We start from the raw sequence: 15,324 nt of genomic DNA, 5'->3' as shown, positions 1-15,324 counted from the left end.
ATATCTCTTTGTCATTTCATTCCGCTCCGACATCTTTTTTCTCATTATAAACAAAAGTACCCTATAGGATAGACTTTTTTCAAGTGTCTATCTTATAGGGTACAGTTTATTGATTGTGCCAGCTTTTTTTGTAAATGTAAATTAATTAAGAAGGTACCATCTGAAGCTGACTGCAAATTCCTGCTATATACCATACCAAAAGAACTGGTGCCGGTTTTTCTCTGTCTAACCTTACACCTGCCATGCTAGGAGGCCTACAGGATGTAGGTCATATCGGCGAAGACATTCGGACGTGGCGTCTTTAGCCAATGTTCATTACTTGCTGCCTCCCCAAAGAAACCAAAACCGGGTTTCTTGAGGGGGGCTCTCACGATGAGAGTCACAGCGACGTTGCTACAGGAAGTAGCGCTCTTAGTCGCTGTTTCTTATTAGTTTCTGTCTAGCTACAGCAGCCAGCCCCTCGAGGTCATAAGCCAAATCACTCCAGAAATTTTACAATTTCCTACGCGATTCGTCTTATGCAGGTCGGGGCTGAACGGGCCGCTTCCGCTTTTCGGTTTCCGCATGGCTCCTTTTTCATCGATGTGAATCTAAGTAGTATATTCATGATGAAAAAGGACCGGTGCCAGTTTTTCTTAATACTTTCTCAAAGCAAAAATAATCAAGCTGAAAAGCCAGCCGAAAACGAGTCCTGCAAAAGCTGAACCTGTCAAAATACCGATAGCCATTCCATTCCAGCCTCCAACAAAGAAGCTGCCCGGCACCGAGATAATACAGAAAAGAAGAATAATCAGTGCAATGAGATTAATGGTTTTCTTTTTCAATAGGAAAGAACCTAAAATGAATAATAAAATGATGGTTGCTGTTAAAAAGAAAGCTAAACCAAATAAATTCATAACGCTTTTGGCTCCTCTTTTTTCTAATCTTGCAATCTTAATACTTGCTCAACAGTCAGATTGCTTTTGTTCAAGAAGTGAATCGCATTATCCTCTTTGTTGCCGGCAAAATTGAAGTTGATGATAAAATAAACCTTCGAGCCGTCAGATGCGAATATCGGACGGCCGGCATATTCATTCAGATACGTCAGCTGCTTTGCTTTTTTCGTCTCAATATTGTATGAAAACAATTCATACATAAAAATTCCTTTACGATTTTCTCCGGCTACTGCTTGAAAGACAATCTCTTTTTCGTCCGGGGAAAAGGCGAAATCAAATATATCTTGATCTATTGTTTTCAAAACAGACAGCTTGTCGGGATTAGAGATTTCCATCTCGAAAATTTGCTGCTTACTGCTGAATATTTCTTCGGCGCTTGCGTCATCAGACATGTCATCTTGGATAAAATAAAGCTTCTCTCCATTTCGGGAGACAGCCAATGAGCCGATAGAATAACTGTCCAAATCAGTGAGCTGTTCAAGTTGTTTTGTTTTTAGATTAAACCGGAAAATATTAAAGTTATGCGGATTCTTACGAGCAATAGGTGAGTAATTTTCAAATGTGCCGGCACCAAGAAGATAAAGATTTTCACCATCAGGCGCAAAAATAGCTTGCGTGATAATATTTTCTTCTTGTGATAGTATTTGCTGTTTCGTATAGTCTTCGAGGTTGTATTCAAAAAGCTCAGTTACATTGTTCTCAAGGTCTTTTTTATTGACGACATACACTAATTTCGTGCCGTCAACTGAGAAGGATAGGTGAGAAATAGTGTGTTGCGCTGATTTTTCATCAATAAGCTCTTGCATATCACCGTTATCATCGGCAATGAACAGCATCGGCTTACCGTCCTGGTATTGCACGAATGCCAATTTGCCTTTGGAAGATACGGCAAATACATCGCTGAGCCCATTTTGTTTCTCGTAATCTTCTTTTGCGAACATGCTTCCCAGTACGATGAAAAATCCGGTCAGCCCGAGCACGAGCACAGAAATAGTAATTAAAGTTGTCTTTTTCATGGCTAACTTCCTTTACATTAAGTTGTACGGAAAAAGAAAAAATAAAATAATAGCTCCAACGAACAGAGTGTATAAGGCGAAAATAGAGTAAATGAGTATTTTATTTTGAAAGTTTACTTGAATGATATATAAGATAATCCAGATTAAAAGCGGAATAAAGATAAATGTTAATCCCCAACTCAATCCTCCAAACAAGAGTATGCCCCAAACAAAAAATAACGTTGCTGCCAATATGACTAATCCGGCAGTAATATTAGTGAAGTGCATAAGCTTCTGTAACTTGGAGAATGGTTTATTGAAATAGGTGCTATGCAGCGTCGTAAGGTAAAGCATGATGATGATAGCCAATAGGACCCCATAATCCATAAACAACAAAAATTGAGTGAAGTAATGGTCGGTATAAGCGAGCATCATACCGTTCATTACGGAACCGAGCAAAGCTAAGACGAGCAGACTGTTAATTACCAGTTTTCTTCTAGTATTGAAGGTTGATGAAACAGTTGCAGTCAGCAGTCCAAGGCCGATAAATACATTAATCAGTAATTCAACATTCGATGCTTCATGAACATTAAATAAATACACTGAGTATGCTGCAAACGAGAGTGCGATGAAGCTCAAGCTGATTGTGATCAGCAACTCCCGTCGGTACGGAAACATAGCCTGCTGGAGCTGATCACCGATTGTGTTCTCAGAACCGAAAACCCGGATAGCTTCCTGTATAGCTTCTTGCTCAGACATGCCAAGCTTCATATTCTCTTCCATCAATATTTCAAGATGAACAGTCAGCTCTTCTGCTAAATCTTCTTTTTCATCTTTTGTGCAATCGGTATGATCGACAATTTTTTTGATATATTGTTCAATCTCTTTCATGTTAATCCCTCCGACGTTTTTTGGATTAACTCTTTTACCACATTCCAATCGCCAATTTTTTTAGCGAGCTCCTTTGACCCGGAATCGGTAATCCGATAATATTTTCGGCGTTTGCCAGCTTCTGCTTCCTGCCAGTAAGATTCAATCCACTCTTTCTTCTCCAGACGTTTCAGCGCCGGATAAAGCGTGCCTTCTCCCATGCTGTAAAGATCTTGGCTATTCTCTTTTAAAGATTTGACCATTTCATAGCCGTAGCAATCCTTTTGAGAAATGAGCGACAATAATAAAATATCGATACTTCCTTTTAATATCTCTTTATCCATATTTTCACATCCTTTGATAATAATGTAATGCAATGTACATCGTAATGCAAGGTATAAAAATGTCGATTGGAAAAAATGGGCGTTTTGTTGACAGTTAATTCTAAAAATTGTAACATTATGAATATTAAAAGAAAGGAGGCTGAACAATATGAAAAAGTTAATGGTAATTCAAGCAGATAATAAAATATTGTGGCAGCCGACGTATAATCATTGATCCTTTCTTGTCTTTGAACGGTATTCGTTTATGTGCGCATGCTGCCAATTATTGAAGCGTGCGCTTTTATATGAGTTCGTGATGAAAGCTTTCGTGCGTACATACGGAGGCTTTTTTGTTTTTAGACAAGAATAGGTGGTATAGAAGTTTGGAGTCAGGGGGGATTGAATGTTTGATGTATATGTGAAACTTGGCTGGTTTTTTAAAGAGAACTGGAAAAGGTATACGATCGCGATTGTTTTATTATGTACGGTTAATGTGTTGGAAATGATTCCGCCGAGACTGGTCGGTATGACTATTGATGCTATTCATCAGCAAACGACTACGTCAGAAATGATTGTGTCGTATGTAGTCTTGATGCTGACTGTCATTTTTATTATTTATGCGGCAGGATATGTCTGGCAATCAGGATTGTATGGTGGAGCTTTCTTATTGGAGAGAAAGTTGCGTTATACCTTTATGGGACATTTATTAAAAATGACGCCGACTTTTTTTGAGAAAAACCGCACCGGAGATTTGATGGCGCGAGCGACAAACGATATTAAATCGATTACGTTAACAGCTGGATTCGGTATATTATCTTTCACTGATTCAGTGCTATTTACAGCAACAATTATATGTATGATGGGGTTTGCGATATCTTGGAAACTGACTTTGTTGGCAATTATTCCATTGCCGTTTATGGCATTATTGATGAATATTTATGGTAAAAAGCTGCATGCCCATTTTACAGAAGCGCAAAAATCATTCGGACAATTGAATGATTCGGTACTGGAATCTGTTGCTGGAGTTCGAGTAATTCGAGCATATGTTCAAGAAAAGCAGAGTGAGAAGAAGTTCAGCGATATGACAGAAGATGTGTACGAAAAAAATGTGAAGGTTGCTGTCGTAGATTCGCTATTTGATCCAACCATTAATGTGCTTGTCGGCATTTCTTATTTGATAGGGTTAGGCTATGGTGCGAAGATGGTATTCGAACAGGCGATAACTTTAGGTGATCTTGTTTCTTTCAATGTGTATTTAGGAATGCTGATTTGGCCAATGTTCGCAATCGGCGAATTGATCAACGTCATGCAGCGAGGAAATGCATCTTTAGATCGTGTTCAGGATACATTGCGCTATAAGGAAGATGTACGCAATAGCGAGTATGCGATGGAGGAAAACGGGGAGCCGGATAAGATTGTCTTCAATGATGTGAGCTTTCAATATCCTTCTTCAACCGTTGAAAACTTGAAAAAGATTGATGTACAGCTGAAGCGCGGTGAGACTTTAGGCATTGTCGGTAAAACCGGAAGCGGAAAAACGACCTTCATCCGCCAGTTGCTTCGCGAATATCCGCTTGGTGATGGAGAAATTATAGTATCTAACCGCAATCTTGCTGATGTGAGATTAGAGGACATGAGAGGTTGGCTCGGATATGTGCCGCAAGATGCTTTCTTATTCTCTAAAAGCATTAGAGAAAACCTTTTATTTGGAAAAACGGATGCAACAGAAGAGGAGCTGCAGGCGGCAATTCAATTGGCAGACTTCGAAAAGGATTTGGCGCAATTGCCAGAAGGACTCGAGACACTTGTAGGGGAAAAAGGAGTTGCACTATCTGGCGGACAGAAGCAGAGAATTTCAATTGCTCGCGCTTTAATAAAGAATCCGGAAATATTGTTGCTAGATGACTCGTTGTCGGCAGTAGATGCGAAAACAGAAAAAACAATCATTGGCAATATTCAGCGTGAGCGTGCCGGCAAGACAACAATTATCGTAACGCACCGATTATCCGCTGTTCAGCATGCGAACCATATTATTGTGCTTGATGAAGGAAAAGTAATTGAAGAGGGAACACATCAATCGTTATTAGATGAGGGCGGCTGGTATAGAGCGCAGTTTGAAAGACAGCAGCTAGAGGAAGAAATGGGGGAGAAATAGTGAGTACAGGAAAACGTTTTTTCCAATATGCAATGATTTATAAAAAGACCATTATTTTTGCTTTAATACTCCTCACCTTTTCTGTTGGTGCTGAATTGGCGGGCCCATTTGTAGCAAAAAGAATTATTGACCAACACATTGTCGGCATTCAAACTACCTGGTACGAAACTACGGAGGGGAAGGATGCGGTCAATTATGAAGGAACTTGGCTGAAAAGAGAAGATTATTTTTCAGCAGATGAAGAAAGAGGCGAGCGATATTCGATTCTTCAAGTCGGTTCGAAATTCGTACTGTCGGATGAAAATCTCCCGGCAGAAGGGAAAACAGAGTTGGACGGGAATACACTTAAAGTCGGTAATGAAACATTCCGTGCAGAAGTGTTGACGGCTAGTGAAATAATGGCTTTTTATGCCCCGGAAATTCCGAGAATAGGAAAACTAATTGGGTTGTACTTCGGACTGATCGTCATTGCTTCCTTTCTGCTATTTGGTCAAAGCTATTTGCTTCAAAAGGCAGCGAATCGTATTATTCAAAAAATGCGCAATGATATATTTTCACATTTATCGACTTTGCCGATTCGCTTCTTCGATAATTTGCCAGCAGGGAAGGTAGTGGCGCGCGTAACGAATGATACAGAAGCGATTAAGGAGCTATATGTCAATGTGCTTGCATTTTTCTTTTCAAGTACGATCTCGATATTCGGTATTTATGTTGCTCTATTTATTTTGAATGTGCAATTTGCGTTAGTTTCACTGATTTTATTGCCGATTCTCGTTGTATGGACAATTGTGTACCGGAAGTTCGCCTCTAAATATAATGTTGTCATTCGGGCGCGTATCAGCGATATTAACGGCATGATCAATGAGTCGATTCAAGGGATGAATATCATTCAAGCTTTTAAACGCGAGAAAAAGATTCAAGGCGATTTTGAAAAGCTGAATGATGAGCATTTTACCTATCAAAATAAAATGATGCGTCTAAATGCGTTAACATCGTTCAACCTTGTGCATGTCATAAAAAACTTGGCGTTTGTTGCGTTTATCGCATATTTCGGTGGCATCAGCGTCAATGGTGAAGGCATTATCTCTATCGGCTTGTTGTATGCGTTTGTCGATTATATAAATAGGCTTTTCAATCCGGTACAGCAAATCGTCAATCAATTCGCCAATCTGGAGCAGGCTATTGTTGCAGGGAATCGGGTTTTTGAATTGCTGGATGAAAAGGGCATTGAAGTGAGTGAACAACATATTCCACGTTATCATGGTGATGTTTCCTTCGAGCATGTTTCCTTCGGCTATAAAAAGGACGAATATGTGCTAAAGGATATTACATTTGAGGCGAAGCAGGGAGAAACGGTCGCTTTCGTCGGCCATACCGGATCTGGCAAGAGTTCGATTATGAACTTGCTATTCCGCTACTATGACTGTGATGAAGGGGCTATCAAAATCGATGGAATAGATGTTAAAACGATCCCTCATCAAGCTTTGAGGGAACATATGGGAATTGTACTGCAAGATCCCTATTTGTTTACCGGCACAATTGCCAGTAATGTCAGCTTGAACGAAGAACGTATTTCCCGGCAAAAAGTCGAGCAAGCGTTAAGAGATGTCGGAGCTTTCAATGTTTTGCATGGAATTGAAGGCGGTATCGATGCACCTGTCGTTGAGAAAGGAAGCACATTATCTTCAGGACAAAGGCAATTAATTTCATTTGCGCGGGCATTGGCATTCGAACCAGCCATCTTAATTTTGGATGAAGCAACTTCTAATATTGATACCGAAACAGAGGCACTGATTCAGAATGCATTGGAAGTATTGAAGAAAGGAAGAACCACCTTTATTATTGCCCATCGTCTCTCAACGATTAAAAATGCCGATTGTATTATTGTTCTTGATAAAGGTGAGATAGCTGAAAAAGGTAACCATGATGAGTTAATGCATTTAAAAGGCAAATATTATATGATGTATCAAATGCAGGCAGGTAAAAGTGCAGCAGTCTAAATTTTACAATATTTATTATTATAGTTAATTTTTGTTCATATTTATTTCACAGTAAAGACAAATAATGTTTCGATTTCTGTCCGTTAACCGGAGTGTTTGTATGGTAGTTTAGCATTATAAGTACGAATGTTTGAAGGGGGAGACGGTTATGGAAATCGAAATGTTTACTGTCACACTGGCAATCGCAAGCTTCATTACATTAGGATATTTTATTGTTTATACATTTTTCAGCAAGCCTGACGTAGAATAAGAAAAACCGTCACCGGTCCTTTTTTATTTTTGATTCCGCTACATGAATTCGCTTCAATGAAAAAGGAGCCATGCGGAAACCGAAAAGCGGAAGCGGCCGCAAGTAAGGAAGAGCGACTAAGGACGCTACGTCCGCATATCTTCGTCGCTGTGACTCTCGTCCTGAGAGCCTCCAGTCCTAGATTGAACGGTAAAAAAGAAGCCGGCACAAGATATTTCTTGTGCCGGCTTCTTTGGCTTCTATACCGATTGAAATCCTATATGCAATAGGTGGTCGGCTGCTCTAAACACGAAAGAACTTGGTTTTTTACTTTAAAATCAAGACTGAATCTTTCGTCTCACTATTTAAATTTAACTCACAGAACGTTCACTTTTTTCGGCTTGTCATTATGATATTTTTTCTCAGCAATAGCAATGATGCCTGCGTATTACCTTCGCTTTGGTTTAAACAGTTTTTACTAAATGTTTAAATAATTTGCTGTCGCTTGCTATGTTTGATTTTGTGGATGGTTATGACAAGTCGTTCTAATCTGTAAGCTTCTGTACAGATACTGTGGCTTTCTTGCCGTCACATTGGCTTTAGCAACCTACCACCAGCATTTTTACCAACGAGATGTTTTTATTATCTCGTTACTTATATATACCCATTCTCTCATTATGGAAACACGATAAAAGAAAAAAGCTTAAGGCGATTATTAGCCTTAAGCTTTTTAAATTTAGGTGATTGGTGATATTAAGAGCGGGAAGAGTATCCGCCTAATTGCTGTTCAGCCATTTGAACAAGACGTTTAGTAATCTCTCCGCCTACTGATCCATTTGCTCTTGCTGTTGCATCAGGACCAAGTGTTACGCCGAATTGCGTTGAAATTTCATACTTCATTTGGTCAAGAGCTGATTGTGCTCCTGCTACAAGAAGTTGATTTGATGATGAATTATTTGAAGATGATGATTGGTTTTGCATAAATAAACCTCGCTTTTTGTTTTTATTTTGCTTTGCTTAAACGGAATATGTACCGCTTACCGCATTTAACAAAGATGGTTGGGTTGTCTGGACTTGCACCAGAAAAGAAAGAACTGACGTTTCGCGATTTGCAGTTTTTCTATTGCCCTGTCGGCTTAACCCAATGTTTGAGGTTTGTACTAATAGTATGGCAGGATGATGAACTCGTATGAGTTGCAATTAATGGAAAGTATGATTGTTTCTTTAAAAACCACAATAGAAAAAAAGAAGGTAAAAGGAATGATTATCTTTGTCTATATGTCCTTTATGCAACGGTTTCCGAAATGTTAATGTCTCTTGCAAGCATTGCAGTGCTTCTTTAGCAGATCAGGGAAAGATAACAGATTTTCTGGATGAATACAGTGCTTATGAAGAAATTCAAACATTAAAGCTCGTAGACGGTTTGGAGCAATCAACTAAACAAGAACAATGTGTTCACCTGTTTTCTTGCAATCAGTGTGGCAACGATGAATTAGTCGCAATTAATGAATGAGGGACCTGCTTCAAGGTCCCTTCTGTTTTGTTTTCTGTTGAAGCTTGTTGCTATTCTTCACTCAGCTATATAATATGAAGGATATAGAGAAATAAAAGGGGTAAAAGAGATGAATAATTTTATTACAATCGCGATTATGGTCGTCGTTGGTGCGGTCATTGGCGGATTTACTAATTTTGTTGCTATCCGCATGTTATTCAGACCATACAATCCGATTTACTTATTTAACAAAAGGCTGCCGTTTACGCCAGGACTAATTCCGAAAAGAAGAGAGGAATTGGCAGAGCAGCTGGGTAAAATGGTAGTCGAGCATCTTTTGACAGCTGAGAGCATTCAGCAGAAGATCATCACACCTTCGTTCCGTTTGGAAACAACACAATGGCTGCAAGAACAAATTGGGCAGCTGAAGAACAGCGATTTGACAGTCAGTGATAGTCTCGAGAAATTAGGCGTATATGATGCGAGCGTAAAAACTGAAAAAGCTATTGCTGCTTTAGTGGCTAGAAAAACAGAGCAATGGCTGTCAAAGAATAAGCATCAATTGCTTGCGGATGTATTGCCTGCGCAATTAGTAGATGTTGTTGATGAGAAAATCCCTCAAATGTCTGACTTGCTTTTACAAAAAGGCAAGGATTTCTTTGCGAGTCCGGAAGGCAGAATTCAGGTAGAAAACATCATTGAAGGATTTTTTGAAGAGCGCGGAAGACTTTGGTCGATGCTGCAAATGTTCATGGGCAATGAAAAACTGACCGATAAATTTTTGCCGGAGATTCAAAACTTTTTAGATACAGAAAGCACACAAGAGCTTGTAACAGAATTAATTAGAAAAGAGTGGAATGTATTTAAGGGGCAGCAGGTAGAGTACGCTTATAATAAATGGGGTATAGAAACAATAATAGTCTCATTAGAACGTGAGCTTATTCCGATGCTGCAATTAGATAAGTACTTCGACATGCCGGTATCTGAGCTTGCTCATAAGTATGATACACTTATCAATGAGAAGATTATTCCGAAGGTTATGGATATCTTTTTTGAAAGAGTATTTTTACAGGTGGAGCCATTATTGAAAAAACTTCAAATCCAGGAAATTATCCGCGATCAAGTCAATTCTTTCTCATTAGAAAGATTAGAGAATTTAATTGTTGATATCGCTAAAAAGGAATTAGGAATGATTACTTTCTTAGGGGCTTTCCTTGGCGGTTTAATCGGCTTGGTGCAAGGTTTGTTTCTATGGCTTATTAATATGTAGAGGGGTGTCGTCATGACTGCGAACTTGTATGATTTTGCTTATGAGTTGGAAAAAGGAATTCGTGTAAGCGATGAATATGTGGAATTAAAGCAATTGATTGAAGCTGTCAATCAAGATGATATTGCGAGAAAGATGTTTGATCATTTCCGTGAGCTTCAGTTGAAACTGCAGCAAAAGCAAATGATGGGGCATGAAATTACTCAGGAAGAAATTGAGCATGCACAAAAGCAATTGCAGCTTGTGCAGCAGCATCCGACCATTTCTAAATTAATGGAGGCCGAGCAGCGCCTAAGCATGATGTTCGGTGACTTGAACAAAATTATCATGAAGCCGCTTGAAGAATTATATGGTTCTCTTAAAGCTTAATCTAAAAACCGTCACCGGTCCTTTTTCATTGTTGATTTCACTCCTAGATATCACATCAATGAAAAAGGAGCCATGCGGAAACCGAAAAGCGGAAGCGGCCTGTTCAGCCCCGACCAGCATAAGACGAATCACGTAGGAAATTGTAAAATTTCTGGAGTGATTTGGCTTATGACCTCGAGGGGCTGGCCGCTGCAGCTAGACATAGACTAAGAAGGAACAGCGACTAAGAGCGCTACGTCCGCATATCTTCGTCGCTGTGACTCTCATCGTGAGAGCCCCACACGAGAAACCCGGTTTTGGTTTCTTGGGCGGGGTGACAACGCCACGGCCGCATGTCTTCGCCGATATGACCTACATCCTGTAGGCCTCCGTGCATGGCAGGTGTAAGGTTAGATAGCTATATTTGTTAAAAAATAGTACTTCTTATTTTGAAAATAAAAAAACGTCCGAAACGGGCGTTTTTTTTTGTGCCTGCAGCTTGTATGATGGTCTATCACTCTTTTTGCTTTCATATTTATAAAATCAGGACATTATAAGAAGGGGAGATCAGCATGGTATATAAGCTTCTGGCCGTTAATATAGATGGTGCCTTGCTGCAATCGAATGGACGCATCAGCAAGACGACAAAAGAGGCCATCGAATATGTGCAGTCAAAAGGGGCAGCTATTTGTTTAGTCACTTCCCGCAATTATCAATTCAGCAAAAAGGTTGCCAAGGCGCTTAAAGGACCGATTATGATTGTGACCGCAAATGGAGCTTTCGTCGGCACTTCGATAAATAAACCTTTGTTTGTGAAAAAAATAGCAGAGAACACGACATTAGATATTGTGAAGCTGTTAGAAGGCGCAGATTGCCGAATTAAGGTGAACTTTGAAGAATCCGAGGTATCAGCTAGAATCAACATTCCGGAAAATATGCTTGGGAAGGCAATCATGTACGTTAATGAACCGAAAACATATACGCAGCATTATGTTGACAGTATCAGCGAATACTTGCAAAAGAAACCGAACACTCCGCTCAGTATAGAAGCTACTTTTAACAGTCAAAAGGAACAGCGGGATTTAAAACACGTGTTAAAAAATATGTTCAGCGATATTACAATTACGGAAGAAGAAAATGGGGTAACGGTCATTGGGCCTGAACAAATCAGCAAATGGAAGGGCATCCTCTATTTAGCCGAACATTTGCAAATCACGAAAAAAGAGATGATTGCAATCGGCACGAGCAAAACCGATTTAGAAATGGTGTTGGGAGCAGGCATGGGAGTCGCTATGGGGAATGGAGACAAAGAAGTGAAACGTCGAGCAGATTGGATTGCCCGCTCGAATGATGATGATGGTTTTGCTTATACCGTGAAAGAATTGTTCCGCAAACAATATCAGCTCACTTTTCTAGAAAAGCTGAACTTATTGAAATAGCGATACGGCAATATTGACCTTGCTGTATGGTTTTATGTACACTAGTAGCAGCAAATGGATTGTCAATATACGAATTAAAATAGGTGATAGGGTTGCAAATAGAAATTAAAGGTCTGAAGGACGATCGCTTCCAAAGACCGTTACAGTTAATAACAAATTTATTTTATGAGGAATCACAGGTGCGTCTGAAGGATTTTCCGGAAGCGCAAATGGTCGCGGAATTTTTAGTTGAGGAGAAAGACCAGCTTGAAGTTAAGCTAACATTAAAAGATAAAAATAGCGGGTCAACCTATACAGCTTCTTCAAGGAAAGACGTGAAGGGTTTAGGAGAGAAAGAAGCATTTAAGCAATTGAAAAACGCAGTTTCAGCTGTTTATTTGAATACATTGCAGGAAATGACAGGTATCATTCAGAAGTGGGGATTTTTGACGGGTATCCGCCCAACGAAAATCTTGCATAAAGCATTACGAGAAGGTGCGACGAAAGAAGAAGCTCATCAAATGCTGCGTGATCAATACATGATCAGCGAAGAGAAGATTGAACTGATGCAGCATATTATCGATCGACAATTGACTGTAGTGCCGGATCTTTACAATCTTCGCAATGAGGTCAGCATTTATATCGGCATCCCGTTTTGCCCGACAAAATGCGCTTATTGCACGTTCCCGGCTTATGCTATCAATGGACGCCAAGGCTCGGTTAATTCATTTTTAGCTGGGCTGCATTACGAATTGCGTGAAATTGGAACAGCATTGAAGGAGATGAATATTCCAATCACGACGATTTATTACGGTGGTGGCACACCGACAAGCATTACGGCAGAAGAAATGGATGCTCTTTATGAAGACATGTACAAATACTTCCCTGATGTGAAAAACGTAAGAGAAGTTACTGTTGAAGCAGGACGTCCGGATACAATTACACCGGAAAAATTAGAAGTGCTGAAAAAGTGGGATATCGACCGTATCAGCATCAATCCGCAATCGTACATCAGCGAAACATTGAAGGCAATCGGACGCCACCATTCTGTTGAAGAGACGATTGAAAAATATCATCTGTCACGAAGCATGGGCATGAATAACATCAATATGGATCTGATTATCGGTCTGCCGGGTGAAGGAACGAAAGAATTCCAGCATACGCTGGATGAAACAGAAAAACTGATGCCGGAATCTTTGACGGTCCATACGTTATCATTTAAACGTGCCTCAGAAATGACGCAAAATAAGCGTAAATACAAGGTAGCTGACCGCTCAGAAGTCGAGAAGATGATGAATATGGCAGAGAAGTGGACTGCTGAACACAATTATGAGCCATATTATTTATACCGCCAAAAAAACATTCTAGGCAACCTGGAGAATGTCGGATATTCGTTTCCGGGCAAAGAGAGCATCTACAACATTATGATCATGGAAGAGCAGCAATCGATTATCGGCATCGGCTGCGGTGCGGCAAGTAAGTTCATTGATCCTATTACAGGAGCGATTCAGCACTTCGCCAACCCGAAGGATCCAAAATCATACAACGATAGCTTTGAAGCCTATACGAAAGAAAAAATTGAAATAATACGCGCATTATTCGCCAAACAAGAAAGCTGATTTAATATCGGCTTTTTTGTTTGGAGAAAGCTATTTTTGAACTTAGATAGCTGTCTAACCTTACACCTGCCATGCTCGGTCCTAATCTGTCTCCCCCAAGAAACCAAAGGCGGGTTTCTTGTGTGGGGCTCTCACGATGAGAGCCACAGCGACGAAGATATGCGGACGTAGCGCTCTTAGTCGCTGTTCCTTCTTAGAGACTTTGTCTAGCTGCAGCGGCCAGCCAGCTTTCATCTCCGATTAGACATCTCTGATTATCTTGTCAAATTCATGACTGGCAAGTGATGAATTTGACAGCTCTATGGTCTAAGCCAAATCACTCCAGAAATTTTACAATTTCCTACGTGATTCGTCTTATGCTGGTCGGAGGCTCTCAGGACGAGAGTCACAGCGACGAAGATATGCGGACGTAGCGTCCTAAGTCGCTCTTCCTTACTTGCGGCCGCTTCCGCTTTTCGGTTTCCGCATGACTCCTTTTTCATCGAGGAGAATCTAAGTAGTATATTCATGATGAAAAGGGACCGGTGACGGTTTTTTTTCATATTTACAAAAAATTCTAATAAGTTGTTTTAACCGCTAGTTTCCGGAGGTATAATAGATGGAGAAAAGCTCTATATTTGTTTAAGGGGGAATTGTTTTGACCGAGGTGAATACGGCTTCTCACGCAGAGCCAATCTTAGTTGAGAGAGCAGAGCGTGTTGCAACAATCATTTTTAACAGACCGCAATCTATGAATGCATTAGACATGAATCTTTTGCAAAGTTTTTTGCACACCCTAAAGGAAATTAGCTTTGATGATGACATTGATGTTGTTGTTTTAAAAGGTTCAGGGAAAGCGTTTTCTTCCGGCGGAGATATTAAAATGATGCTTCAAGGGACTGAATTAGCAGACTTTGATTCAATTATGGACCAAATCAGCGATATTGCGATCACACTTTACAGCATGCCAAAACTGACGATTTCAGCTATTCATGGGGCAGCAGCCGGACTGGGATTGGGACTGGCATTGGCGACCGATTGTTTGATGGTAGAGAAGGATGCGAAAATAGCGATGAATTTCATTGGTATCGGTTTGATTCCAGATGGCGGTTCGCATTTCTTCTTAAGCCAAAAAATTGGAGAAGTGAAAGCAAAGGAACTGATTTGGGAAGGTAAAGTGTTGACTGCTCAGGAGGCATTGGAGAAAGACTTAATTCACGAAGTAGTCGAAGGTAATTTAACAGAGGCTGTTCAGAAAAAAGTAGCTAAATGGCTTCAAAGCCCGACAAAAGCCATGATCAAAACAAAAAAGATATTCGTCGAAAGAAATCGACCAGAGCTAATTAAAATGTTAGAGCTTGAAAAGTACGGACAAGGTCATATGAGAAAGACAGAAGATTATCAAGAAGGAATACAAGCTTTTCTTGAAAAAAGAAAGCCTGTTTTTAAAGGTAAATAAAGAAAAACCGTCACCGGTCCTTTTTACAATAAAAAAGACTAAGTCAGATGATTTAGTCTTTTTTAAGTGCGCCCGGCATGGGTGCAATCTATAGGGTGAAAGTCCCGAGCTGTGAAGGCAGAAATAACAGTTAGCTTAACGCAAGGGTGTCCGTGGTGACGCGGAATCTGAAGGAAGCGGGCGGCAAACTTCCGGTCTGAGGAACACGAACTTCATAGAAGGCTAAGTATCATTG

General features: G+C 40.1%; 13 protein-coding genes. 8 read left to right on the top strand and 5 right to left on the bottom strand.

What is annotated here, in order from left to right:
- Positions 1-635: 635 nt before the first annotated feature.
- From IEO70_RS16945 to IEO70_RS16930, 4 genes are read right to left on the bottom strand one after another with little or no spacing between them, the layout of a single operon-like run.
- Positions 636-896 (bottom strand): YesK family protein, encoded by a 261-nt coding sequence (locus tag IEO70_RS16945; protein ID WP_190999567.1) that lies wholly within the window; start codon positions 894-896, stop codon positions 636-638.
- Between the two features lie 23 nt (positions 897-919).
- The gene (locus IEO70_RS16940; RefSeq protein WP_190999566.1) at positions 920-1,951 is read right to left on the bottom strand and encodes a TolB family protein; all 1,032 of its coding nucleotides are present in this window, start codon (positions 1,949-1,951) and stop codon (positions 920-922) included.
- Between the two features lie 12 nt (positions 1,952-1,963).
- Positions 1,964-2,821: a permease prefix domain 1-containing protein gene (locus IEO70_RS16935; RefSeq protein ID WP_190999565.1), complete on the bottom strand. Its 858-nt coding sequence runs from the start codon at positions 2,819-2,821 to the stop codon at positions 1,964-1,966.
- Positions 2,818-3,144, bottom strand: coding sequence for a PadR family transcriptional regulator (locus IEO70_RS16930; protein ID WP_190999564.1), 327 nt, complete (start codon positions 3,142-3,144; stop codon positions 2,818-2,820). Before IEO70_RS16930 ends, IEO70_RS16935 begins: the two co-directional genes overlap by 4 nt.
- 382 nt (positions 3,145-3,526) lie before the next feature.
- Here IEO70_RS16930 and IEO70_RS16925 point away from each other — a divergent pair, with 382 nt between their 5' ends.
- Both IEO70_RS16925 and IEO70_RS16920 read left to right on the top strand, forming a co-directional pair.
- Entirely contained in the window at positions 3,527-5,278 is a 1,752-nt protein-coding gene (locus IEO70_RS16925) for an ABC transporter ATP-binding protein (protein WP_190999563.1), read from the top strand.
- On the top strand, positions 5,278-7,278 hold the full coding sequence (locus IEO70_RS16920; protein WP_190999562.1) for an ABC transporter ATP-binding protein: 2,001 nt from the start codon (positions 5,278-5,280) through the stop codon (positions 7,276-7,278). Before IEO70_RS16925 ends, IEO70_RS16920 begins: the two co-directional genes overlap by 1 nt.
- 982 nt (positions 7,279-8,260) lie before the next feature.
- Here IEO70_RS16920 and IEO70_RS16915 read toward each other — a convergent pair.
- The gene (locus IEO70_RS16915) at positions 8,261-8,488 is read right to left on the bottom strand and encodes an alpha/beta-type small acid-soluble spore protein (RefSeq protein WP_190999561.1); all 228 of its coding nucleotides are present in this window, start codon (positions 8,486-8,488) and stop codon (positions 8,261-8,263) included.
- A 289-nt stretch (positions 8,489-8,777) separates the two neighbouring features.
- Between IEO70_RS16915 and IEO70_RS16910 the strand changes: the two genes are divergently transcribed.
- The 6 genes from IEO70_RS16910 to IEO70_RS16885 all read left to right on the top strand — a co-directional run bounded on the left by IEO70_RS16910 (position 8,778) and on the right by IEO70_RS16885 (position 15,089).
- Positions 8,778-9,020, top strand: a complete 243-nt coding sequence (locus IEO70_RS16910; protein ID WP_190999560.1) for a hypothetical protein — start codon at positions 8,778-8,780, stop codon at positions 9,018-9,020.
- Positions 9,021-9,129: 109 nt separating this feature from the next.
- On the top strand, positions 9,130-10,269 hold the full coding sequence (locus tag IEO70_RS16905) for a DUF445 domain-containing protein (RefSeq protein WP_190999559.1): 1,140 nt from the start codon (positions 9,130-9,132) through the stop codon (positions 10,267-10,269).
- A gap of 12 nt (positions 10,270-10,281) precedes the next feature.
- Entirely contained in the window at positions 10,282-10,635 is a 354-nt protein-coding gene (locus IEO70_RS16900; protein WP_190999558.1) for a YlbF family regulator, read from the top strand.
- Positions 10,636-11,186: 551 nt separating this feature from the next.
- Positions 11,187-12,053, top strand: a complete 867-nt coding sequence (locus IEO70_RS16895; RefSeq protein WP_190999557.1) for an HAD family hydrolase — start codon at positions 11,187-11,189, stop codon at positions 12,051-12,053.
- A gap of 92 nt (positions 12,054-12,145) precedes the next feature.
- Positions 12,146-13,651, top strand: coding sequence for a coproporphyrinogen III oxidase (locus tag IEO70_RS16890; protein ID WP_190999556.1), 1,506 nt, complete (start codon positions 12,146-12,148; stop codon positions 13,649-13,651).
- 646 nt (positions 13,652-14,297) lie between these two features.
- Complete coding sequence (locus tag IEO70_RS16885; RefSeq protein WP_407949601.1) at positions 14,298-15,089, top strand: enoyl-CoA hydratase; 792 nt, start codon at positions 14,298-14,300, stop codon at positions 15,087-15,089.
- Positions 15,090-15,324 lie beyond the last annotated feature (235 nt).

The sequence above is a fragment of the Peribacillus faecalis genome, from assembly GCF_014712675.1.
Lineage (GTDB): Bacteria > Bacillota > Bacilli > Bacillales > DSM-1321 > Bacillus_AD > Bacillus_AD faecalis.
Note: the sequence above shows the minus strand (reverse complement) of the source record. Positions and strands in the feature narration are given on the sequence as shown.